The following is a 22,247-nucleotide window of genomic DNA, read 5'->3' on the forward strand; positions in this document are numbered from 1 at the left end:
AATAATTTATCTAACTTTGCTGCGTAAGTTTTGCTAGCTGTATTGACATTACTTTCAAATTTACTTTGTGAACCGACAAATAAGTTTTTTTGTAAGGTCTGCAACAAGTCATTGCCACCCACCGTCATCACAATTACGTCGGCCGATTTTAATTTTTTTTGCATTGCCGGGTGTTCATTCAATCGTTTTAAAATTTGATCGGATCGATCACCAGCAACCCCATAATTACTAGTAACTACTGTTGTATGATCTTGTTTTTCAATTTTTTGTTTGATTAAACTAACGTAGCCACCTTGCTTTTTTTGATCCCCTACTCCTTGCGTGAGCGAGTCTCCCAGTGCGACTAACTGGATCTTCTTTTTATGGGCCGTTTTTTTGGTGGTCGTACGGTGAGCAACACTATCTGACTGCCCCATAAAATAACGGTAACCACCATAGATCCCGCCCAGTAAAATCACTAATCCAACGACAAACACTATGAATTTTCTACTGCGCTTCATTATAACCCCCATTATGTACAAGAGAGGCTGCAGCAAAACAATGTTTTGCATCAGCCCCTACCTAATTTATGATTACCATTTTTATTCTGTATAGTATAGCAAACAAAAAGCACCCATGCCCGTGTGTGTTGCAATAATTGGCACTGTTTCACGCACCACAATTTTTATTTCTGGAAATAACCCCTCCAGAGTAGCTTTCATTTTCGCAACTGCAGCATCAGCTTGAACATGTGAAATACCAATTGCCTTAACTTTATGTCCGTTTTTCATCTTTTCATAAACGTCATCCATAAACTTATTAATTGGTTTCATGCCCCGGCCCTTCATGCGAATCTGAATTTCGCCCTGTGCTACTTCAAGCATTACTTTGATATTTAGCAGGTTTGATAAAGCACCGGCCATCTTACTGATACGTCCACCAGCAACCAGATTATTTAGATTAACAACCGCCAAGTATAATTTAGAGTGGTCACGAACCTCTTCCATTTTGGCAACAATTGTTTTCATATCTGCGCCTAATTCAATTTGTTTGGCCGCAGCTAAAACTTGAAATGCTAGCCCACGATCAGTGGTTTGGCTATCAATAACTGTCACATTTGACTTACTCAGTGATGCCGCCTGTTGAGCAGCATGAATGGTGCCACTGATTGATTCCATCATAGTAACACACAAAATTTCACTGCCATCAGCACCCAGTCGATCAAATGCTTCAACAAACTTACCAATTGGCGGTTGTGAAGTTTTTGGGAGTGACTTAGCATTTTTCATTAGTTCTGGAAATTGCTGATTTGTAATTGTTTCACGTTCAACGTAGATCGTACCATCAATCATCACAGATAATGGAATGATTGTAATATTATATTTTTCAATTTCTTCATCCGTCAATCCGGCTGAGGAATCAGTCACGATTTTGATGCTCGTCATAAACCTGACCACACTTTCTTACAAATTATAATTATGCTATACTCAATCTAGTATTCAAAACTAGATGTCCTAGTTGTATCAACTTACAAATAAATATAAGCCAACTAGAACAGTAATGTCAATCAATTTTCATCAATTAATATGAAACCTAGTATAGCAGAATTGCCATATTTTTTCATTTGATTGAACAAAAAGCTAAAGGAAGTCTTAAAAATGCAACCTCAAAAAACAAAACAAACAGTATTAATCGAAATTGCCAACACTATTTCACATGGTGTTGGTGTGATCTTAGCAGTAATCGGATTGATTTTTTTAATGCTAACAGCAGGCACTTCCGCTAATTTAACGCGTGTTTTTGCGTTTAGTATTTATGGTGGTGTCCTGATTTTATTCTATCTAGCTTCCACGATGTTTCATGCGCTCGTCTTTACACGCGCTCATCATCTGTTCCAAATCTTTGACCACTGTATGATTTTTATTTTGATTGGTGCCACCTACACCCCATACTGCTTAGTTAGCATCAAAGGATGGCTGGGATGGGTATTATTGGCAATCATCTGGGTAATGGCTGTTTGCGGCGTCGTCTACAAATGTATTTATCTGAACAAAGTCACCCCATGGTCCACCGCGATTTATGTCGTCATGGGTTGGATGTGTGTGATCGCCTTTAAACCACTGTGGCATGCATTGACACCAGTTGGATTTTTTTTACTCGTAATTGGCGGTGTTTTTTTTACTGTAGGTGCGTTAGTTTACAGCAAACACAATTTTATCTATGCACACCTCATTTGGCATTTTTTCGTGTTAGCCGGTACAATTTCAATGTATTTTTCAATTCTGCTATTTGTATAACAATTATTTCCGATGCCAAGTTTCAAATGCATAATCATACTTATTAGTCTCATCCGCGCTATATTCAGTCCGATCAGTTAATTGCCATTTATCATAATCGATCGGAATCATTTTTGTATCACCAGCAAAATGGCCACTCACCACTGTTTTGATTAATTGATTTACCCAACCGAAAGTAGTACTAAATACAATCGCTCCACCAATAATATACACATCATCAGTCAGTGACTTTAGTACTGTTTCCAATTCAGCTGCGTCACGCACAATTTCAACCCCATCGATTGGTTCAAGCGCGTTAGACAAAACAATGTTGCGTCGCTGTGGTAATGGCCGTTTTAAAGACTCATACGTGCGTTTACCCATCACGATGGTATGATTAGTCGTAAATTCCTTAAAACGTCTCATATCGGCTGGTAGGTGCCATGGCAACTGTCCATTCTTACCGATTGTTCCATCCAAATCTTCGGCCCAAATAAAACTGATCATTGTGATTCTCCTCTCACCTAAACGGCCACTGGTGCCTTAATTGCTGGATATGGTTCGTATCCTTCAAGCTTGATATCTTTCATATCATATTCGTCCAGTGATTTCTTCTCATCTGGTAACACTAATTTTGGTGCTGCTTTAGGAACACGTTGTAGTTGTTCTTTTACCCGGCCGAGGTGATTGTTATAAATGTGCGCATCTCCAAGAGTATGCACAAATTCACCGACTTGTAAGTCGCATTGTTGTGCTATTAAGTGTGTTAACAAAGCATAGCTAGCAATATTAAACGGCACTCCTAGGAAAATATCACCACTACGCTGATAGAGTTGACAGCTTAATTTGCCATCAGCCACATAAAATTGAAACATCGTATGACATGGCGGTAATGCCACCAAAGGAACATCTTCAGGATTCCAAGCAGTCACAATTAAGCGTCTAGAATCAGGTGTTTGTTTAATTTGTTCCACCACATTTTTAATTTGATCAATCGATTGACCATTGCTTGTTTGCCAAGCTCGCCACTGACTGCCATAAACCAAGCCTAAATCTCCATATTGCTTTGCAAAATTATCATCAGCTAAAATCCGATCACAAAAAATATTTTTTTGTGCCACATATTGTTCATTGAAATTAGCATCAACTTGTGACCGTAGTCCGAAGTCAGTCATATCGGGACCGTTGTAATCCGTTGACATGGTCCATTTTTTAAACGCCCATTCATCCCAAATATGGTTGTGATGTTGCAACAAGAAGCGAATATTTGTATCACCACGTAAAAACCACAATAACTCACTTTTAATTAAACCAAACGGTACTTTTTTGGTAGTTAATAGTGGGAATCCTTCGTTTAAATTAAAACGCATTTGGTAGCCAAATAATGAGTGAGTTCCAGTTTTAGTTCGATCCATCTTTAAATTACCATGATCTAATACGTTTCGTTCTAACTGTAGATACTGTTCTTCATTGCTTGTTGTACTCATATAATGCCTCCTAATAGTTATTCATCCACAAATTCACTCAGATATTCCCAGCGTTCCGTTTTTTGCTCAATTGACTGATCTAGTTGCGTAAGTTGTTCCTGCAATTTGGCTAATTCTTCATAGTTGGTGCCATTATCTGCCATTGCTACCTGAACCATTTGTTTTTGTTTTTCCAACTCATCAATTTGTGGTTCAATTTTGTCCCATTCCATTTGCTCAGCATAGGTTAATTTATGTTTTTTTGTGGTAGTAGCAAGGTGCTCGCCATCATGTGGGTTGATTGTAACGGGATCTTTTTTAACACTACTCGTATTACTAATTTCATTTAATTGCTGCAAATAATCCGAATACAAGCCGTCATAATGCTCAATGTTGCCCTGACCGTTAAATATAAACAGGCGATCCGCCACTTTATCCAAAAAATAGCGGTCATGTGAAACCGTAATAACGGTACCCGCAAATGAACTTAAATAATCCTCCAATACGGTTAATGTTCCAATATCTAGATCATTAGTGGGCTCGTCCAGCAGTAACACGTTAGGTTGTGACATTAAAATTTTTAGCAAATATAACCGTCTTTTTTCGCCACCAGACAGCTTTCGGATTAAAGTACCATGCATAAATCGTGGAAACAAAAACTGTTCCAGCAACTGTGTCACATTTATTTGGTGGCCATTGCTGTCAGTTACGTTAGTGGCCACATCACTTAAATAATTAATCATTCGTTTATCTTCATCAATTGGTTCGGTTTGCTGTGTATAATAGCCCAGCTTAACTGTTTCACCAATTTTGATCACACCGCTATCCAGCTTCAATTTACCGGCAATCACGTTCAGTAAACTTGATTTACCGGCACCGTTTTCACCTGTAATACCGATTCTTTGCCCACCTTGAACCAATAAATCAAAGTTTTTTAGAATTACCCGTTGATCAAAGCTCAAATTGGCATTTTTTACCGAAATAACTTCTTTTCCCAGCCGTTGTTGGCCCAGATCAATTGACACATTTTGTTCCACTTGTAATTTGCCAACTGAATCTTCCAATTCATGAAAATTATTAATTCTACCTTTTTGCTTAGTTGAGCGAGCTTTAGCCCCTGTTTTCATCCACGCCAGTTCTTTTTTATATAACTGCTGCTGTTTGTGTTCAGTGTCGATTTCTTGTTCGACTCGCTCAGCTTTCTTTTGAACATAATCTTGGTAATTACCTTGATATTTATTTAATTGACCAAAAGATAGTTCCCAAATTTGATTGGCAACTTGGTCTAAAAAGTAACGATCATGAGTAACAACGATGACAGCACCACGATAAGCTGTTAAAAAGTCTTGCAACCACACCGTTGAATCCAAATCCAAGTGGTTAGTTGGCTCATCTAACAATAACAAATCTGGTGATTGAATCAATATTTGTGCCAACCCAACCCGCTTTTTCTGGCCACCAGATAGTGTGGCCACAGTTTGATTTAAGTCACTAATTTTCAATTGGGTCAGGATCGTTTTAACTTCGCTTTCGGTCACCCATGCATCCTCTTGGTCCATTTTGGCTTGTGCCGTTGTGTAATGTTGTAATGCTGCTGGTTCATTTGGATGCTCACCAAAATTTTGCAAGGCCACTTCATAGTCTCTGATTACAGTAAATATTTTTTGTGTGCCCGCAAAAACGGCATCTAAAATTGTTAGATTATCCTGTAATTCGGGTAACTGCTTTAAATATCCAATTGTGTAGTCATTTGGGGTAGTAATGGTGCCACTTTCAGCAGCAACTTGGTTACTAATCACGTTTAACAATGATGTTTTACCGCTGCCATTAGTCCCAATCAAACCAATTCGATCTTTTTCATTGATAATAAATGAAATTTGATCAAATAACACTTTCTCTCCGTATGTACTTGAAATTTCATCAGCACGCAATGTTTGCATAATTATCCCTCTTTTGCCATCTTCCGTGCAGCTTCAATTAATAGCCCGTGTTGATTGTCAATCGTGCCATTAACAACAGCTTGTTCAAGTTGCATCAATATAGTGCCAAGTTGAGGCCCAGGTTGTAATTCTGTCTCCTGGAGCAACTGCTTACCATCAATCTTTAATTCGCTTTTATTTTTAATCGGCAACGCATCGTAGTGTGCCAAAATATCATTTGTCTGCAATTCACCACCAAATAGTAGTGCAATTTTGTTTGCACTGACTAACCGGTCTCGCCCAGTTTGAAATAACATCATTGGCGATTGTTCTTCTTCTAGGATCTCGGTCACTGCTCGGACAATTTGAACCGTATCATTAATTACCTGGTTAGAGGTTTTCCAAGCTCGTAAGAATTGGCCGATCTGTTTGTTTTGGAAATAAAATGTATATGAAAGTAGTGCCCAAACTTCAGTTGATAAAGATAAATTCCACTCAGATAAAGTGGCCAGCTGTCGTAAATCTGCCTCAAATGGTGCCAACATTGGGCAATACTTAAACAATCCAGTAGTCACGAACACTTCAATTCCATCAGCCGGGTTTTGTCCTAGAAATAGTTTTTCGAGTTCTACTCGGGTTCGTTCAACAGCTATCTTAGCCAATAACGGCGCATTTGCTTCAATACCTGCCATCGTTTTAGATTCAATTTTAAAATCCAATTGACTGGCAAACCTAGCAGCTCGCATCATTCTTAATGCATCTTCATGAAATCGTTGCTGGGGAGTTCCGACAGCTCTAATAACCCCATTCTTAAGGTCTTTAAGACCATTAAAAAGATCGATTACCTCACCATTTTCGCGCATGGCTAACGCATTGATGGTAAAATCTCTGCGCTTTAGGTCTTCTGATAATGATCTAACAAATGTAACAGAATCTGGTCTGCGAAAATCTTGATACCCTGATTCAGTTCGAAAGGTCGTTACTTCATAACCTTCACCGTGGTCTAACACCATCACAGTACCATGATCAATTCCAGTATCAACCGTATGTGTGAATATCTTTTTGATCTCTTCTGGGTACGCACTGCTGGCAATATCAACATCATGGATGAGGTTACCGGAAATCGTGTCACGAACACTACCACCCACAAAATACGCTTCAAATCCAGCGGCTTCAATCTGCTGCATAATTACACGAGCACGCTCAAATTCAACTGGTAATTTTTTGATTATCATAATAAGTTTTCAAGTCCCACTAATAGTTCATGTTTATCCGTAATCTTTTCAATTGCAATTGCAACCCCACTCATAAACGATTGGCGGTCAAATGTATCCTGTCTAATGGTCAGGCCTTCACCTAACGAACCAAATAGCACTTGTTCATGTGCAACCAGTCCTGGCAAACGTACTGCATGAATTCGGATGCCATCATAGTCACCACCACGAACATTATCGAGTGTTTCTTTGGCATTTGGGTTCCCTTGTTCATGCGGTTTACGAACTTCACTAATTAATTTAGCCGTGCTCATAGCTGTCCCACTGGGAGCATCCAATTTTTGATCATGGTGCATCTCAATAATTTCAACGTCCGGCATATATTTTGCCGCTTGTTGGGCAAACTGCATCAACAAAACCGCACTGATACCAAAGTTAGGTGCAATTAAACCACCGAGTTGTTTCTTTTCAGCTAATTGTTTTAATTCTGTCACTTGCTCATCAGTTAATCCTGTCGTACCAATAACCGGGGAATATTCATGAGTGATCGCAAATTTAGTGTTAGTATACACAGATGCTGGCACAGTAAAATCAACCCACACATCTGCATCAATATTAATTTCATTTAGATCGTGAAAAACTTTCGTTGCAGCTGGTAGTTGAGGTGTGTCACCAAGTTCTGGTCCATAGACCCCAACCAGTTCAAAATCAGCATGTTGTTGTACCATTTCAACGGCTTTTTCGCCCATTTTACCTTGATAACCGGCAATTATTACTTTCGTCAAATTTATTCGCTCCAATCGATTAATTTCTTGTTTTATTTTAACAGATTTAGCGGTTGAAGTGAATGATTGTTCATGGTTTTGCGCTGCGGGTTGTGCAGCGTTTACTTTTTATGGTAAAGTTAAAGTAACTTTTAACATTTAACTAAAGGAGGCACCACCATGGATTATCCATATCAAAAGACTTTTCTCAACTACTTGCAGCAAAATGAGTTAGCTTCGATCACTCGTCATTCCTATGATCAGACTCTAACGGAATTATTTGCTTATTTAACTACTCATAACCAGGGCTTCGCCGCCAATCCCACCGTCACTAATATTTTCAATCGAGATATAACCCAATATTTATCAATGTTGGTCGAAGAACATCAGATTCAACCCACCACCTACAACAAATTGTTATCTCAAATAAATCGTTACTTCAAATTTTTATTCACTCATGGACTCACCTCAAATCTCCCCACACTTGAACTACATGGCCAGACTCGTTTTTCAAATGAAACTCTCCATCTGAAATGGCTGCAACTATTACCAACATTGCTGGCCGATGAAAATTTGCACTACTACACAAAGCTAACATTATTTTTGATTAGCAAGGGTTATCGGGTAAATGAGTTTATGCAACCTAATTTTTATCTTGAATGGCAGAAAATTACTATCACCGGTACGGTTGAACAACAATTCAAGACATCATTCACTAATTTTATTGTGCCACTGCAACGACGCCAGCATAGCGCTGATATATTTTTGAAACAGCGTTTAAACATTAATGAACCGCGATTAACCGTTCCGGGGCTTCACAAATATCTAAAACCAGACAGTCAATATGTTGGCTTTGATTTAACCCCCAAAAAACTGCAACAAAGTTATATTCTCCAAATGCTCCTTCAATTATCGGACCAGCCAGCTTCTGTCTTAGAGCAAAAATTAAATCTAGATCCACAATCATTACTTTATTATCAGCACTTATTAATTAAATGGCTGTAATTAAGAGCACAAAAAAAGATTAATCTGTTAACAACGGATTAATCTCTGCTCACTATTCATAATCTTCTAGCTTTAAAGCCATTTCAGCATCATCTGGTACTAACGCAACATAACGTTTAAGTTGTTGCAGCATCAGATCTAGTTCGCCATTTTCCCGATAAAAATAAACGGTTTGCTTCAAAAAAGTTGGATTTGTTTGAAACGATGGTTGTGCTGCTTGGTAGTACTGTGCTGCCAATTTAAAGTGGTCTAGTGCGTGATAAGAAATTGCCAAATTCCAATAAATTTGTGGATCCGTTTCATCAGCCGCCACATACGCCGCCAGTAACTTGATATTGTCCTCATGCCGATGCAATTTCAATAATAAATTACTATAATCTAGCGCAATTTCGATATTATCTGGATCCAATTCATGGCCCTTGGTTAAATATTGAACCATCAAATCTTCCTTGTCCAAATGACTAGCAACTTGTGCCGCTTGCTTGTAGAGCTGTTCATTGTACTGGTCCACAGCCAAACCTTCTTGCAACGTTGTTAATGCTTCTTCAAATTTTTCTTGTTTCGCATAGGCCTGTGCCAAGTAAGGATAGACCGAAGCGTACTGTGGGTCTTTATCTTGTAACGTGATGAATGTCTCAATTGCATCTTTAACCTGATTCAGTTGCAGTTGCGTAAAACCAGTTTGAAACAAAATATCAGTCGAGCGAAAATCGGGCTTCACCTGTTTCAGATATCCCAATGCCTGTTCAAATTTGCCACTCTGCGCATATGCAGTCCCTAATCTTCCTGCTAAATCAACCTGAGAAAAGCTTGTTGTGCCCAGTTTGATTAAATCAAAATAATACGGAATAGCAGGCTCGTACTGGCCCATCATAAAGTAAAACTCTCCCAATGCAAACAAAACCACCGGCTCAGTGGGCGCCAATTGATAAGCTGCCACTAGTTTTTGCTCAGATACTTCAAATAATTCCTGAGTTTGGTATAAATCAGCTGCCACCAACAGTGACTGCAAATAAGCATCTGAATCTGGCTTAATTTGTTGTAAATAAGATAATGCCTCATCATTGTTGCCCTCATCAATGGCAATGTCAGCTAGCGAAGTCCTCAGTTCATCTTCGCCTGGATAACGTTCTAATAATTTTAAATATGTCCGTTGTGATTGGCGTAAAAAGCCTAGGCCATACAGTTCTTCTGCCAAACTATACAACATATCATCATCGTCGTGACGTAATGCACTGGCAAAGGATTTCTTGGCATCATCTAACTGGCCAGCAGATAATTGATCCAGCATTTTTTCTGAAAAACTCATAATTGTTGTTCACCCTCTCAGTAAGTTACATGATACCAGTTATTGTTTGCTTTGCATGCAAAATAGCTTACGACACAAAAAAATCAGTATGGTAAAAACCACACTGACATTTTGAACACGCTAAACAATTTATTTAACAGCGTCCTTTAAAGCCTTACCTGGCTTGAATGCTGGAACCTTGCTTGCAGGGATTTGGATCTCTTGTCCAGTTTGTGGATTACGTCCCTTACGAGCGGCACGTTGACGAACTTCGAAGTTACCAAAGCCAATCAATTGTACCTTTTCACCTTTAGCTAATGATGCTTGTACTGAACCGAAGACTGCGTCAACTGCTGCAGTAGCATCCTTTTTAGTTAAACCAGTTGCTGATGCAACATTGTTAACCAATTCTGCTTTGTTTGCCATGTAAATTTCACCTCCCACCGAAGAAGTCGGGTATCATTTGACACCTATTTTTAGTGTTAATTTTGAGTGGTCCAAAATTAACGAAACAATAACGGTATTCCGTATTATTTCTAAAGATAACAGTATCATACGTAAACCTTACTGGCAAGGGGTTTTAAGACTTTTTCACCGAAAAACCATCGAAATCATAAAAAAATCTTAATAATTTGCTCAAATGGCGTCCCACTATAGCCTAAAGTGTTATTTACGACGACGTTCTATCAGATGAATCGGGGTACCTGAAAAATCAAATGATTGGCGAATTTGATTTTCTAGATAACGTTCATAAGAAAAATGCATCAAATCTGGATCATTTACAAACACAACGAAAGTTGGCGGCTGAATTGCTACCTGAGTGCCATAAAAGACACGCAACCGCTTGTTATTTTGAGTAGGAGTTGGATTAGCCGCAATGGCATCCATAAGAACGTCATTGAGCGTTGCCGATTTAATTCGTTTGGTATGATTTTGATACACTCGCTGAATCAATTTGGGCAACTTAGCTAACCGTTGTTTTGTTTCAGCCGAAACAAACACAATTGGTGCATAGCTCAAATACTGAAATTCCTGGCGAATGATGGTTTCAAAACCATCCAATGTATGCGTATTTTTATCAACTAAATCCCATTTATTAACAACAATGATCAAGCCACGACCAGCTTCATGCGCATACCCCGCAATTCGCTTATCTTGCTCTCGAATACCCTCTTCAGCATTCAAAACAACCAAAACAATATCACTATTATCAATCGCCCGCATGGCCCGTAACATGGCATATTTTTCTGTATTTTCATAAATTTTGCCACGCTTTTTTATCCCAGCAGTATCAACCATTGTAAATTTGGCACCATCATCAGAAGTAAACCGAGTATCAATAGCGTCACGAGTTGTGCCAGCTATGTTGGAGACAATCACTCGGTTTTCACCCAAAATGGCATTCACCAACGACGATTTGCCAACATTGGGTCGCCCTATCAAACTAAAACGAATACTATCGTCCTCGATTTGAGCTGCTTGAGTTGGAAATTTATCAATCACCGCATCCAGTAAATCACCAATACCGATTCCGTGAACACCGGAAACCGCGTATGGATCTCCGAAGCCTAAGGAATAAAAATCAAAAACCTGACTCCGTAATTCAGGATTGTCAACTTTATTGACTGCTAATACCACAGGTGTGTTTGAGCGATATAAAATTTGGGCCACCTGTTCGTCAGCATCAGTCACTCCAGTTTTAATATCAACCAGAAAAACAATCACATCTGCTTCATCAATTGCAATTTCCGCTTGTTGTTTAATTTGTGTTACAAATGGTTGATCTGAAATTTCAATCCCACCAGTATCAATAAGATTAAAATCTTTGCCAAGCCATTCTGCGTGAGCATATATTCGATCGCGAGTTACACCAGGTGTGTCTTCAACGATCGAAATTCGTTCGCCAGCAATCCGATTAAAAATCGCTGACTTCCCCACATTAGGACGTCCGACAACAGCAACAACGGGATTAGACATAAAAATCACCTGCTTTCTGACAAAAATGAAGCTGGGACAAACATCCCAGCCTCATTTATAAGATAGAATCTATTTTTCTTGACTATCTTTTAAGTCTCTTCCAATAATATCTCCGAGTGTAAAGCCACTCTCTTCTTCTGGAGCATCAGCAGACACGTTACTTGACTGGTGCTCTCTTGGCTCATGATTGCCAGAAACTTGTGGTTTTTCTTCTAGAGCCTTGATTGACAATCCTAATCGTTGTTGGTCAGGATGTACTTCTAAGACTTTAACTTGTACTTCTTGTCCTGGTGTTAAAACATCAGCCGGTGTGGCAATATGCTTATGTGAAATTTGAGAGATATGGACCAATCCCTCTACGCCAGGGAAGACTTCTACGAAGGCACCAAAACTAGTTAAACGCTTAACAGTTCCAGTTAGGACACTGCCTTCAGGTGCTTTTTCAGCAATATCATCCCAAGGACCTGGCAATGTTTGCTTAATCGAAAGTGAAATTCGCTCACGGTCTGGATCAACAGACAAAACCTTAACATTAATCTTCTGACCGGTCTTCAAAACATCTGAAGGCTTTTCAACTCGTTCATACGAAATTTCAGAAACATGAACTAAACCATCCACGCCACCTAAATCAACGAATGCACCAAAGTTAGTCATCCGAGCAACTGTACCTTCAACCGTTTGGCCTGGTTCCAAGGTTGCAAATAACTCTTTAGCTGCCTCAGCATGCTGTGCTTTAACAATCGCCTTATGTGACAAAATCAAACGATTTTCACTAGGTTCAATTTCAATAATTTGAAATTCAAGTGTTTGACCCTTAAATTGGTTCAAATCTTCAACAAAATGATCAGTAATCATTGATGCAGGAACAAAGCCCCGAACACCAGCATCGACCACTAAGCCACCCTTAACAACCTGAGTTACAGGTGCAGTAACAGTCTCACCTGCTTCAAATTTTTGTTGAATTTCATCCCAAACTTTACGGGCTTCCAACCGACGATGTGACAGTAAGTAACTGCCATTTTCTTTATCATTTCCAATTTTTGAAATTACTACCAAATCAAGGACATCGCCCACTTTAACCTGGTCATTTATATCTTCAACTGGCTTTGTTGATAACTCTTTTGCAGGGACTACTCCTTCAACCCCGGCACCTTCAATACCAACAATTGCTTGACGATCATCATCAATAGCAAGTACCTCGCCCTTGACAACATCCCCAACTTTTACTTCTTCGACGCTATTTAAAGCATTCAATAAGTCGTTTCTATCTTCGTTCTCAGCCATGAAAAAAATTTCCTCCTTGCAACAATTAGCTCTGTTTTCTATGATACCTAAAAACGAGCAATAAAGCTAGTATTTAGCTTAATTCATGTTGAATTTTCATAATAATTGTACTAATTTTTTTTACTACCTCATCAATCGACAACGACGTAGTATCCAGCAAAACGGCATCATCAGCCTGTTTTAAAGGTGAAATTGCACGGGTCGAATCCTTCTTATCACGAATTTCAATTTCTTCTTGTAACCGTGATAATGGTGTGTTGATTCCTTTTTTAATATTTTCACGATAACGACGAACAGCCCGTTCATGGGCACTGGCTACCAAAAATATTTTCACTTGGGCATCAGGTAAAACAGTAGTACCAATGTCTCGCCCATCCATAACAATGCCACCACGACTGGCGATCACGCGTTGCTGCTCTACCATTTCAGTTCGCACAGCCTCAATAGCTGCAACGGTTGAAACGTTATTTGTGATCTGTGGCTCGCGAATTGCTTGGGTGACTTCCTGTGTTCCAATGAAAACTTGCTGCACTGGATCTCCAGGTTTAAACGTAATTGTCGTATTTTGAGCAATTTTAGTGACTGCCTTGTCATCAGTTAATGCAACTTTTTCTTGTAGGGCAGCCAAAGTAATTGCTCGATACATGGCTCCTGTATCACAATAAATATATTTAAACTGTTGTGCCACTAATTTAGCAACTGTGCTTTTACCGGCCGATGCTGGCCCATCAATTGCTACTTGTAATGCCTTACTCATTTTTCCAGTCCACCCCTAATAAATTATTACTTAACCCTTAATTTTTGTCCCGGTTGCAACGTGGCACTACTGCTCAGCCCATTTAACGTGCGCAATTGATCAACCGTCAACCCATTGTTTACGGCAACACGATACAATCCTTGACCTGATGGCACAGTAATATATTTTGCTCCACTACTTGATGAGCTACTTGAACTGTCAGCTGAACTACTAGAGCTACTGGTTTTCTCTTTGCTACTAGATTTTTTTTTGCTAGTTTCAATACTGGTGGATGCTTCACTAGATGACGTCTTATTATTTTTTTTCGAGCTAGAGGAAGCCACTTGTTCTGTCGTACTTGGGTGATTAAATGAGTTTTGTCGATTAATAAAATAAACGACTGGTGTCGCCGCTAGTAGCACAATTATCACTACCAAGATTGTCGTTATCATCGAATTATGTGAATTTTGTTTGCGATGTTTAGTTCGCGATAAGTTACCTTCTTGATCCAGATCTTGATTATCGTTAAAGGTTTTTTCCCAAGGTTTATCCTCTTTTTGGGGTTGATCTTCACGTTTGTCATTCATCAAGAGAACCTCCTTTGATTTATTACATCTCTCTCATTGTAGCATATCAACTTTCACAATTTATTAAGAATTTTCAAAAAAAAGGGAATCTAGTTGCTGTAGCCAGTTAAACTGTCCTTTTGGGGGTACGATATAAGCTTCATTTTCTCGCTGCAGCCCTAATGTAGCAGCGCTCCACTCCGTTTGTTCACCATCACAGCAACCATCGTCATGCTGCATTGTGGTCTCGTCAAAATATGCTAGCACTAAGTTGCGCCTGCAATGCTCACTCATAATATACTGGAGCATGGCGTTCAACTGCTCTTTTTCTTGTTGTTTACGTTCGATAAAGCTTTGATTGATTCGCTCGGCATTCCAACCAGCTGATACATAAAAACTTAACAGTTCGCCACTTTCGCCAAGTTGATCAACTGTAACTCGACCGCTAACAAAATCAATTACTACTTGTGGGCTCGGAATTGTTAGCTGATTGAGGCGCTGTGGGATTCGTTCATCCCCATCACAATATAATAATATGGCAATGCTTTGGTTACCATCGCGCCCGGCCCGACCAATTTCTTGGACATAGTTTTCCAAATTGGCACAAAGATGATAGTGGATGACAAAGCGAATGTCATCTTTATCAATTCCCATCCCAAATGCGCTTGTAGCACAGATTATTTGTAATTTATTTTGCATGAATTGATGCTGAATTTTATAACGTGCTGTTTGGTCAATACCAGCATGGTAAGCCGCCACCGCTAAGCCCGTTTGTTCTTGTAACCAGCCGGCAATCTGGGTTGCTTGTTTGCGGCTGGAAAAATAAATAATCCCAGGGCCTGTGAGTTGCGTCACTAATTCCAAAAGCTCTTGGTTTTTGGCTTCACTAGTGCGTAACTTTTTTACTGCCATAAAAATATTTTCACGATTGACGGACCGAACTGCGGATTTGACTGATTGCTTGTCTAATCCTAATTTATCCAAAATATCTCGTTGGACCCGCTTCGTTGCGGTGGCCGTCAGCATCAACGTTGTAGGCTTTCCTAAGTGTTGTATTAACCCTTTAAGCATCAAATAGTGTGGTCTAAAATTCGGACCCCACTGAGAAACACAATGGGCCTCATCCACCACAAATAAACTGACACTAATTCGTTGCAATGCATCACTGACATTTTGTTGGGCCAATATTTCTGGCGATGCAAAAATGAATCGAAACTGGCTCAAATGTGCCAAAGTTGCTTGTCGCTGACTAACCGACTGCAACGAGCTCAACATTGTCACTGATTTTTCTCCATTACTTCTAAGGCGAGCAACCTGGTCTTGCATTAAAGACAATAATGGTGACACAATCACTACACTACCATTCATTAAATAAGCTGGTAGCTGGTAAAGCAAAGTTTTACCAGCACCCGTTGGTAAAACAGCCAATGTATTTTGACCGTTCATAACAGCCGTCACGACATCTAGTTGGCCTGGACGAAATGATTCATAGCCAAATTTTTGCTGTAAAAATTTTGTTAACTGCTGCTCACTGAGCATATTCTTGGTAGCTCCTCATTATTTGAAATAATCGAAAATAAAAAAATGATTGTCCATCACTTTTATCAGTGGCATTAAATTGCCATTGATCGACGTTGCCTTGATAATGTTGTTCCAACTGTTGCATGACCGGATCTGATAAAAATGTTTGAAACGGAAACTTCCTTGGTAAAAAAATCGCCACTTCTAATAAATGCTCTCGAATAGTGCTCAATTTCAAATGACGTGCTCGACAAATTTGCTCAATCGAATAGCCACGATTAAATAATTCATATGTAATTTGTGTGCTGTGACTAAGCGGTGTAGCTTGTATCAATGGAGCAATCAAATCATGCATTGGCCCAGTTTTGTCAACAAAAAAACCAGTTAACCCCGCCCACAAATCGCGACGGACCATTGTTGCATCAATAACTGGCAGTTCTAATTGCTCGGCGGCTTGTTCTGTTGACCAACCGGCTACCTTATGACCAACTAATTGCATGACCAAAAAATTAGCCTGTTGCTCTCCCAAGGTTGATAAAAAAGTTGTTAATTCTTGCTTGAATTGGAATACTAAATTTGACTTATTTTGTTGATGGAACCACAACTTGACGGCTCTTAATTCATCTCCATCAAATGATAACGGGGCATAATTTTTATTTTGAAAGCTATATTCAGATAGCACTTGTCCTGCTAGCAAGACCCGTTTTTCCATTTTGTCGATATCACCAAGTAGATAAAATTTTAGGAATTGCGGTCGCTGATGATGTTGCCAGAATTGCAATTGTGCCTGATAACCTGCTGAGGACAATAATACCTGATTTTGCGAAATATTGGCCAGCCCAGCCGCAACCAATTGGGATAGTTGCGCATCAAAATCTGCTCGCTCTAACTGTCGCATGCTGCCAAGCCACGGCAATATTTGATAACGCATTCCCCAAAACAGGGTGGTTACGGTTCGTTTATTATGTAAAATATTTTCAATCACTCTAATTCTACGGGACTGTTTTGCAGACAATAACGTTATCAAATAAGTCACAATAATTCCTCCAGTCATACCATTAAGCATAAAGAAAAGCCTAGCAAATTGCCAGACTTTCCATGGAAATTAATTATTATATTTGTTTGGCTAACCAATGACTCATTCTTTTACCAATTAACATGAAGACGACGCCCACTAAAATTCCCTTAATTAAATTAAACGGAGCGACACCAATTAAAATCAACTTAGGCAGTGAAATTGTTAGTTTCATTCCTAAAACCTGCATGTAAACTGGCATTACTACCAGCCAATTTAGCACTGACATCACCACAACCATTGTCACTGTTGATGCCACAATTCCAATTACATAGCGCCGATTGACACTCCATTTTTTATGTGCAAAAACCCAGTGAAACGGCAAAATTAATGTCAACGATGCAACAAAACTACTAATAATCCCAATAATTTCTGGCAACGACATCCCATAGACAAGTGCATGTAGCACACACTTCAACGCCGTAACAATGATTGCGCCCACCGGTCCGTAGATTAGTAATCCTAATAAGACGGGAATGTCTGAAAAATCAATCTTGAGCCATGGTGCAATCGGTAAAATCGGAAATTCAATAAACATTAATAAAAATGCAATTGCTCCCAACAAAGAAATACTGACGGTCCTGCGAATTCCTAACACTTTCATTCTAATATGCCCCCGTAGAGGTCATCTTCAATGAAGTTGAGTTTCTGCAAATAAAAAACGCAAATCAAAGAAAAGATTTACGCCAATTGTTTACGAAAATCTTCTTTATACCAGACTATACTGTCGGCACCTGGGATTCCACCAGATTCAGCTGCTTATTCAGCAGGTCGCGGGCTATCACCGCCGGTCGGGAATTACACCCTGCCCTGAAGACGAACCTATTCATTTTTTATTTGTGCAACCACAGTATAGCAAAACATCTAATTTGTGACAATGATTGTAGCTTATAATTTGCGTAATTGTTGTACTTCACTAGTTTTGAGTTTTCGCCACTGACCACCTGGTACACCCTGCAACGTCAAAAAACCATAACTTTCTCGGTGTAGCTTCAAGACTTCATGTCCAATCACCTGAAACATCTTTTTCACTTGGTGATTACGCCCTTCATGAATCGTGACGGAAATAATCGCCGTCCCTTTTTTATAGTCTGTATTCAGCACCTTCGCCTTGGCCGGTTTTGCTTTACGACCATCAATTTTAACGCCTAATCGTAATTGTTTTAACTCATCGTTAGTTGGAATGCCTTTAACTTTGGCAACATATGTTTTGTCCACTTCATACCTAGGGTGAGTCAATTTATTTGCTAACTCGCCGTCGTTAGTTAACAACAATAATCCCGTAGTGTCGTAGTCTAACCGCCCAACAGGATAAATTCTAGTAGTCACCTCATCAGCCAAGATATCAGTCACAGTCTTACGCCCTTTTTCATCATGTACAGATGAAATCACACCACGAGGTTTGTTTAATAAATAATAAACTAGCTTTGAGCGGCTCAATGGCACGCCATCAACCATCACTTCATCCTTATTCGTTACTTTAGTACCTAATGTAGTGACCAGCTGCCCGTTAACCTTAACGTGGCCAGTCGTAATTAATTCTTCTGATTTACGGCGTGAAGCAACCCCTGCCTCAGCCATCACTTTTTGTAGTCGTTCCATCATTTTTTTCCTCACGTTTTCGATTTTCAAATGCTTGTAAAAATAAATCACCAGTCAACTCTTCGGGAGTCAACTCAGTTTGTTGTTCTAGCGGTGGTAATTTTGACAGATCTGTTAAGCCAAAATAGTTTAAAAAATAACTACTTGTAACATACAAAAACGGCCTGCCCGGTGCATTCAAGCGACCCTTTTCTTCAATCAAATTACGCAAAACTAATTTTTGCACCGAAGCAGAACTCTGAACCCCCCGAATGTCATCAACTTCCAGCCTCGTAATTGGTTGTCGGTAAGCAATAATAGCTAATACTTCTAATAATGCCTGTGACAGTGGCGCTGTGAGGGGAACTTCAAAATATCTTTTAACCACTGGTGCAATTTCTTTTTTTGTTGCTAACCGATATGTCTGGTCACTAGTTAACAGTGTCAGGGCGCAGTCTGGATCTGCCTGATATTTGTCAGTTAATTTTTCTAACATCAACGTGATTGCCGGCCGCATAAAACCGGTAATATTTTCTAAATCAGTCAATGTGACTCCTTCGTCACCACTAATAAATAATAAACTTTCAATTTGTTGCAAGTTGGTCATGGGCAAATTCCTCACTTCGTGGCCCAACCGATAATGTCAGTGGACTAAATAAATCAGTTTGTTTGAGTAACACAGCCTGATGCTTAGCTAATTCTAACACAGCTAAAAAAGTGGTTACTAAATCATCAAGGACCACCCCTACATCAAATAAATCATCAAATGCGACGGTGCCCCGTAAAACGCGATTAAAAACTTCATCAATCCTAGCTGTGATGCTGATTGTTTCACTCTTAACCGTTTGATTAACTGGTTGAGCTAATCGTTTTCTTTTAACGACCTGCGAAAATGCATGCTGCAGCTGGTCCAATGTGATCCCTGGCGCAATTTTTGCTCCCACAACGCCAGCAGGAATCGCCACCGCCTCACGTGTAAACTCTAACTGTCGTTCCTGTTCTTTTTGTTTTAATTCTGTTGCCACTAATTTATATCGTTTGTATTCCAGCAACTGGTCTACCAATTCTTGGCGTGGATCGGCTGGTTCTTCATCATCTACTGGTTCTGCTTCAATCGGTTCACTAGGTAATAACATCTTACTTTTAATTGACATTAAAGTAGCCGCCATCACCAAATATTCACCTGCCACCTCTAATTGATGATCTTGCATTTGATGTAAGTATTCCAAATATTGCGATGTAATGGCTGTAATTTTAATATCATAAATATCCATTTCAGCGCTGCGAATAAGGTGTAATAGCAGATCTAATGGTCCCTCAAAATCGCTCACTTTAATTGTGGGTTGTTTTAGATTTGATGGTTCTTGTAACTTATCCATGCAATGTTTTCCCCCAATTTGTAATTACCGGTTGTGTGGCCATCGTACCCAGCAATTTTTTATCAGGATACAAATGATGAATACTAGTCAACAAGCCAAAAATGTTGCGACCAGTTCGTTCAGTTGGTGTAAAGGACAATCGTCGCACCAAAACAAAATTTACTCCCACTTCTAAACAAACAATGCCAATAAAATGTTCAGCCTCATTGCGCCACAAATACATTGATCGCTGGTCACTTTGCGTAAACCATTTCATTTCCATTTTCAAATGGTTTAAATCCTTCAACTCCGGAATAAAAGAAAGTAGTCCCATTGCAATTTTTTCATAGTCATTTCGGTACTGAATTAACATTTAAGCACTCCTTGAATTACCAATCAATAATTACGCCCGTGGATGATATTTTTGGTAAACTTCAGTTAATCTTTTTTGTGAAATATGAGTATAAATCTGAGTCGTTGAAATATCAGCATGACCTAATAATTCCTGCACCACCCGCAAATCTGCTCCGTTTTCCAAAATATGGGTCGCAAAAGAATGCCGCAACGTATGGGGCGTTACATTTTTATTAATGTTAGCCTGACGAACTAAACTTTTTAAATTTTTCCAAATCCCCTGCCGCGTTAATTGGCGCCCATGGGCATTTAAGAAAACAGATTGGCTTGCTTGATCCTTGAGCAATGCAGGACGAACAGTCGTCAAATATCGCTGCAGCCAATCAATTGCCACTTCGCCAATCGGAATGATTCGTTCTTTATCACCCTTGCCTAACGGTTGAATCAACCCCATCTCTAAATGAAGTTCATCCAAAGTTAAATTGACCAATTCACTCACGCGCAATCCAGTGGCATACATCACCTCTAAAATAGTACGATCGCGAACGCCCAATTTTTTGGTTGTGTCAGGGGCCGCTAACAAACTGTCCACTTCAGTTGTTGTTAATACTTGGGGTAAATGGTGGCCGCTCTTAGGCGTATCAATTTGAAGCATTGGATCGGCGTTAATTTTATTTTCATTAGCTAAGTACCGAAAAAATTGACGCAATGACGAAACAACATGGACTACAGACGTTTTGGCCATTTGAGCTTGCTGCAGTGTTGCTAAATAGTTCAGTACAGTATATCGATCGACCGTGGTAAAACTTGCAATTTGCTGCCCGTGCAAATATTGCGAAAAAGCAACTAAATCCTGTCGGTAACTCACCGTAGTGTTGTGTACCAGTCCTCGTTCTACCCTGAGATAATGTAAATAATCCTCAATTTCATCGTTCATTTTGTTCACCAACTACTGTTTGAGTATTAGCTGTCCATCTTTTTGCTCAACTAATCTAGCCTTTAATAAATGCCCAATAGCTCGTTTAAATTGACCTTTACTAATACCAAACACCTCACGAATGTCATCAGGTGCCGACTTGTCCGTGTATGGCAACTGATTAGTATCAGAATGTTGCAACATTGCCAAAATCATGGCTGCGTCGTCAGAAATGGCCTCATAAGCTCTCGGTTTCATTGACAAATTAAGCGTGCCATCAGGGCGAACCCCGATCACTCGTACTTTAACGTGCTCACCTAATCGTGGCTCTTGTTCCCGTTCGTCTGGATGAATAAAGCCCAAGTAAAAATCATCAGTCAAAACCAACGTACCGACTATTTTAAGCCGATAAACAGTTGCAAACATGTCTGCATTCATTAATTTTTCATCCGCCCGGTTAGAAATGGCGGTATAAATATCTTCATCTGCCAATTGACCCCACAAGCGATTCTTAGCATCCACTTTGAGTGCCATCAACAAGCGATCCCCTTTTTGGGGCCACAGTGGTTTAACTGTTGATAAGTCGTCTAACGACACAACAATATCCTTGTTTGGTAGGCCAATATCCACAAAAACGCCCAAATCACGGCGCACTGAAACCACCGTGCCGTAATCGTAATGGTCCACTAAAACAGATGGAATTTTGAGTGTCATCTGCAATGTGTGATTTTCATTTTCGTACACAAATCCCCGAATTTGACCACCAACATGGAGCGGTTGGTCACATTCTTCTTTTGCTAAACTATACGTCACACCATCTTTGTCTTGTTGAACAAAATAATAGTCATCATTTTCATCAGTCATAATCGCTGTAATAACAGTTCCTAGAGCATTATTCATTTATTATCCCTCAAATTCTATAGCTACCTATCATTCTACACGTTTAATCTCCATTTTAAAAGAATCTT

24 protein-coding genes and 1 riboswitch are annotated in these 22,247 nt (G+C 39.5%); of the genes, 2 read left to right on the forward strand and 22 right to left on the reverse strand.

Going from position 1 to position 22,247, the window contains the following annotated elements:
- Together WDC_RS06755 and WDC_RS06760 are read right to left on the reverse strand one after the other, a co-directional pair.
- Nucleotides 1-500 (reverse strand): GDSL-type esterase/lipase family protein (locus WDC_RS06755; protein WP_044011113.1); only part of this gene is annotated, 500 nt, incomplete at its 3' end.
- Nucleotides 501-581: 81 nt separating this feature from the next.
- Nucleotides 582-1,424, reverse strand: coding sequence for a DegV family protein (locus tag WDC_RS06760; RefSeq protein WP_044011114.1), 843 nt, complete (start codon nt 1,422-1,424; stop codon nt 582-584).
- 213 nt (nt 1,425-1,637) lie between these two features.
- Between WDC_RS06760 and trhA the strand changes: the two genes are divergently transcribed.
- On the forward strand, nt 1,638-2,276 hold the full coding sequence (trhA, locus tag WDC_RS06765; RefSeq protein ID WP_044011115.1) for a PAQR family membrane homeostasis protein TrhA: 639 nt from the start codon (nt 1,638-1,640) through the stop codon (nt 2,274-2,276).
- A gap of 3 nt (nt 2,277-2,279) precedes the next feature.
- On the opposite strand, the gene WDC_RS06770 is transcribed toward trhA, so the two are convergent.
- Genes WDC_RS06770 through dapB form a run of 5 tightly spaced genes read right to left on the reverse strand, consistent with a single transcriptional unit; the run spans nt 2,280 to nt 7,639 of the window.
- Nucleotides 2,280-2,762, reverse strand: coding sequence for a dihydrofolate reductase (locus WDC_RS06770; protein ID WP_044011116.1), 483 nt, complete (start codon nt 2,760-2,762; stop codon nt 2,280-2,282).
- A gap of 17 nt (nt 2,763-2,779) precedes the next feature.
- Nucleotides 2,780-3,742, reverse strand: coding sequence for a thymidylate synthase (locus WDC_RS06775; RefSeq protein ID WP_044011117.1), 963 nt, complete (start codon nt 3,740-3,742; stop codon nt 2,780-2,782).
- A 17-nt stretch (nt 3,743-3,759) separates the two neighbouring features.
- Nucleotides 3,760-5,661: an ABC-F family ATP-binding cassette domain-containing protein gene (locus WDC_RS06780; RefSeq protein ID WP_044011118.1), complete on the reverse strand. Its 1,902-nt coding sequence runs from the start codon at nt 5,659-5,661 to the stop codon at nt 3,760-3,762.
- Between the two features lie 2 nt (nt 5,662-5,663).
- Nucleotides 5,664-6,875, reverse strand: a complete 1,212-nt coding sequence (locus WDC_RS06785; protein WP_044011119.1) for a CCA tRNA nucleotidyltransferase — start codon at nt 6,873-6,875, stop codon at nt 5,664-5,666.
- Nucleotides 6,872-7,639 carry a 4-hydroxy-tetrahydrodipicolinate reductase gene (gene dapB, locus WDC_RS06790; protein WP_044011120.1) on the reverse strand — a complete coding sequence of 256 codons (768 nt, stop codon included), beginning with the start codon at nt 7,637-7,639 and terminating at the stop codon, nt 6,872-6,874. The genes WDC_RS06785 and dapB overlap by 4 nt, the downstream gene beginning before the upstream one ends.
- Before the next feature lie 159 nt (nt 7,640-7,798).
- Here dapB and WDC_RS06795 point away from each other — a divergent pair, with 159 nt between their 5' ends.
- Complete coding sequence (locus WDC_RS06795) at nt 7,799-8,623, forward strand: site-specific integrase (RefSeq protein ID WP_044011121.1); 825 nt, start codon at nt 7,799-7,801, stop codon at nt 8,621-8,623.
- A gap of 52 nt (nt 8,624-8,675) precedes the next feature.
- Here WDC_RS06795 and WDC_RS06800 read toward each other — a convergent pair whose 3' ends face one another.
- The 15 genes from WDC_RS06800 to WDC_RS06870 all read right to left on the reverse strand — a co-directional run bounded on the left by WDC_RS06800 (nt 8,676) and on the right by WDC_RS06870 (nt 22,179).
- Nucleotides 8,676-9,932 (reverse strand): tetratricopeptide repeat protein, encoded by a 1,257-nt coding sequence (locus tag WDC_RS06800; RefSeq protein ID WP_044011122.1) that lies wholly within the window; start codon nt 9,930-9,932, stop codon nt 8,676-8,678.
- Nucleotides 9,933-10,061: 129 nt separating this feature from the next.
- Nucleotides 10,062-10,337, reverse strand: a complete 276-nt coding sequence (locus WDC_RS06805; RefSeq protein ID WP_044011123.1) for an HU family DNA-binding protein — start codon at nt 10,335-10,337, stop codon at nt 10,062-10,064.
- Between the two features lie 240 nt (nt 10,338-10,577).
- Entirely contained in the window at nt 10,578-11,888 is a 1,311-nt protein-coding gene (gene der / locus WDC_RS06810; protein WP_044011124.1) for a ribosome biogenesis GTPase Der, read from the reverse strand.
- Between the two features lie 69 nt (nt 11,889-11,957).
- A complete protein-coding gene (gene rpsA, locus WDC_RS06815; RefSeq protein ID WP_044011125.1) occupies nt 11,958-13,172 on the reverse strand; it encodes a 30S ribosomal protein S1 in 1,215 nt (404 codons plus the stop codon).
- 73 nt (nt 13,173-13,245) lie between these two features.
- Nucleotides 13,246-13,929: a (d)CMP kinase gene (gene cmk / locus WDC_RS06820; protein ID WP_044011126.1), complete on the reverse strand. Its 684-nt coding sequence runs from the start codon at nt 13,927-13,929 to the stop codon at nt 13,246-13,248.
- A gap of 26 nt (nt 13,930-13,955) precedes the next feature.
- On the reverse strand, nt 13,956-14,495 hold the full coding sequence (locus WDC_RS06825; protein WP_044011127.1) for an SAG1386/EF1546 family surface-associated protein: 540 nt from the start codon (nt 14,493-14,495) through the stop codon (nt 13,956-13,958).
- 63 nt (nt 14,496-14,558) lie between these two features.
- Nucleotides 14,559-16,013: a RecQ family ATP-dependent DNA helicase gene (locus WDC_RS06830; RefSeq protein WP_044011128.1), complete on the reverse strand. Its 1,455-nt coding sequence runs from the start codon at nt 16,011-16,013 to the stop codon at nt 14,559-14,561.
- Complete coding sequence (locus WDC_RS06835; RefSeq protein WP_044011129.1) at nt 16,003-17,031, reverse strand: helix-turn-helix domain-containing protein; 1,029 nt, start codon at nt 17,029-17,031, stop codon at nt 16,003-16,005. Before WDC_RS06835 ends, WDC_RS06830 begins: the two co-directional genes overlap by 11 nt.
- Before the next feature lie 76 nt (nt 17,032-17,107).
- Nucleotides 17,108-17,674 carry an ECF transporter S component gene (locus tag WDC_RS06840; protein ID WP_044011130.1) on the reverse strand — a complete coding sequence of 189 codons (567 nt, stop codon included), beginning with the start codon at nt 17,672-17,674 and terminating at the stop codon, nt 17,108-17,110.
- A gap of 94 nt (nt 17,675-17,768) precedes the next feature.
- Nucleotides 17,769-17,892: riboswitch (FMN riboswitch) on the reverse strand.
- Nucleotides 17,893-17,958: 66 nt separating this feature from the next.
- Entirely contained in the window at nt 17,959-18,672 is a 714-nt protein-coding gene (locus WDC_RS06845) for a pseudouridine synthase (protein WP_044011131.1), read from the reverse strand.
- Nucleotides 18,644-19,258 carry an SMC-Scp complex subunit ScpB gene (gene scpB, locus WDC_RS06850; RefSeq protein WP_044011132.1) on the reverse strand — a complete coding sequence of 205 codons (615 nt, stop codon included), beginning with the start codon at nt 19,256-19,258 and terminating at the stop codon, nt 18,644-18,646. Before scpB ends, WDC_RS06845 begins: the two co-directional genes overlap by 29 nt.
- The gene (locus tag WDC_RS06855; RefSeq protein WP_044011133.1) at nt 19,236-20,030 is read right to left on the reverse strand and encodes a segregation and condensation protein A; all 795 of its coding nucleotides are present in this window, start codon (nt 20,028-20,030) and stop codon (nt 19,236-19,238) included. The genes scpB and WDC_RS06855 overlap by 23 nt, the downstream gene beginning before the upstream one ends.
- Complete coding sequence (locus WDC_RS06860; RefSeq protein ID WP_044011134.1) at nt 20,023-20,382, reverse strand: hypothetical protein; 360 nt, start codon at nt 20,380-20,382, stop codon at nt 20,023-20,025. The genes WDC_RS06855 and WDC_RS06860 overlap by 8 nt, the downstream gene beginning before the upstream one ends.
- A 30-nt stretch (nt 20,383-20,412) precedes the next feature.
- Nucleotides 20,413-21,300: a site-specific tyrosine recombinase XerD gene (gene xerD, locus WDC_RS06865; RefSeq protein ID WP_044011135.1), complete on the reverse strand. Its 888-nt coding sequence runs from the start codon at nt 21,298-21,300 to the stop codon at nt 20,413-20,415.
- A 12-nt stretch (nt 21,301-21,312) separates the two neighbouring features.
- On the reverse strand, nt 21,313-22,179 hold the full coding sequence (locus WDC_RS06870) for a CvfB family protein (RefSeq protein WP_044011136.1): 867 nt from the start codon (nt 22,177-22,179) through the stop codon (nt 21,313-21,315).
- Nucleotides 22,180-22,247 lie beyond the last annotated feature (68 nt).

The organism is Paucilactobacillus wasatchensis (genome assembly GCF_000876205.1).
Classification (GTDB): Bacteria; Bacillota; Bacilli; order Lactobacillales; family Lactobacillaceae; genus Paucilactobacillus; species Paucilactobacillus wasatchensis.

What these genes read in the sequence shown, in the direction of transcription:
- WDC_RS06760 (WP_044011114.1), bottom strand. Translation starts at nt 1,424, where the DNA reads ATGACGAGCATCAAAATCGTGACTGATTCCTCAGCCGGATTGACGGAT.
- trhA (WP_044011115.1), top strand. Translation starts at nt 1,638, where the DNA reads ATGCAACCTCAAAAAACAAAACAAACAGTATTAATCGAAATTGCCAAC.
- WDC_RS06770 (WP_044011116.1), bottom strand. Translation starts at nt 2,762, where the DNA reads ATGATCAGTTTTATTTGGGCCGAAGATTTGGATGGAACAATCGGTAAG.
- WDC_RS06775 (WP_044011117.1), bottom strand. Translation starts at nt 3,742, where the DNA reads ATGAGTACAACAAGCAATGAAGAACAGTATCTACAGTTAGAACGAAAC.
- WDC_RS06780 (WP_044011118.1), bottom strand. Translation starts at nt 5,661, where the DNA reads ATGCAAACATTGCGTGCTGATGAAATTTCAAGTACATACGGAGAGAAA.
- WDC_RS06785 (WP_044011119.1), bottom strand. Translation starts at nt 6,875, where the DNA reads ATGATAATCAAAAAATTACCAGTTGAATTTGAGCGTGCTCGTGTAATT.
- WDC_RS06795 (WP_044011121.1), top strand. Translation starts at nt 7,799, where the DNA reads ATGGATTATCCATATCAAAAGACTTTTCTCAACTACTTGCAGCAAAAT.
- WDC_RS06800 (WP_044011122.1), bottom strand. Translation starts at nt 9,932, where the DNA reads ATGAGTTTTTCAGAAAAAATGCTGGATCAATTATCTGCTGGCCAGTTA.
- WDC_RS06805 (WP_044011123.1), bottom strand. Translation starts at nt 10,337, where the DNA reads ATGGCAAACAAAGCAGAATTGGTTAACAATGTTGCATCAGCAACTGGT.
- der (WP_044011124.1), bottom strand. Translation starts at nt 11,888, where the DNA reads ATGTCTAATCCCGTTGTTGCTGTTGTCGGACGTCCTAATGTGGGGAAG.
- rpsA (WP_044011125.1), bottom strand. Translation starts at nt 13,172, where the DNA reads ATGGCTGAGAACGAAGATAGAAACGACTTATTGAATGCTTTAAATAGC.
- cmk (WP_044011126.1), bottom strand. Translation starts at nt 13,929, where the DNA reads ATGAGTAAGGCATTACAAGTAGCAATTGATGGGCCAGCATCGGCCGGT.
- WDC_RS06825 (WP_044011127.1), bottom strand. Translation starts at nt 14,495, where the DNA reads ATGAATGACAAACGTGAAGATCAACCCCAAAAAGAGGATAAACCTTGG.
- WDC_RS06830 (WP_044011128.1), bottom strand. Translation starts at nt 16,013, where the DNA reads ATGCTCAGTGAGCAGCAGTTAACAAAATTTTTACAGCAAAAATTTGGC.
- WDC_RS06840 (WP_044011130.1), bottom strand. Translation starts at nt 17,674, where the DNA reads ATGAAAGTGTTAGGAATTCGCAGGACCGTCAGTATTTCTTTGTTGGGA.
- WDC_RS06845 (WP_044011131.1), bottom strand. Translation starts at nt 18,672, where the DNA reads ATGGAACGACTACAAAAAGTGATGGCTGAGGCAGGGGTTGCTTCACGC.
- scpB (WP_044011132.1), bottom strand. Translation starts at nt 19,258, where the DNA reads ATGACCAACTTGCAACAAATTGAAAGTTTATTATTTATTAGTGGTGAC.
- WDC_RS06855 (WP_044011133.1), bottom strand. Translation starts at nt 20,030, where the DNA reads ATGGATAAGTTACAAGAACCATCAAATCTAAAACAACCCACAATTAAA.
- WDC_RS06860 (WP_044011134.1), bottom strand. Translation starts at nt 20,382, where the DNA reads ATGTTAATTCAGTACCGAAATGACTATGAAAAAATTGCAATGGGACTA.
- xerD (WP_044011135.1), bottom strand. Translation starts at nt 21,300, where the DNA reads ATGAACGATGAAATTGAGGATTATTTACATTATCTCAGGGTAGAACGA.
- WDC_RS06870 (WP_044011136.1), bottom strand. Translation starts at nt 22,179, where the DNA reads ATGAATAATGCTCTAGGAACTGTTATTACAGCGATTATGACTGATGAA.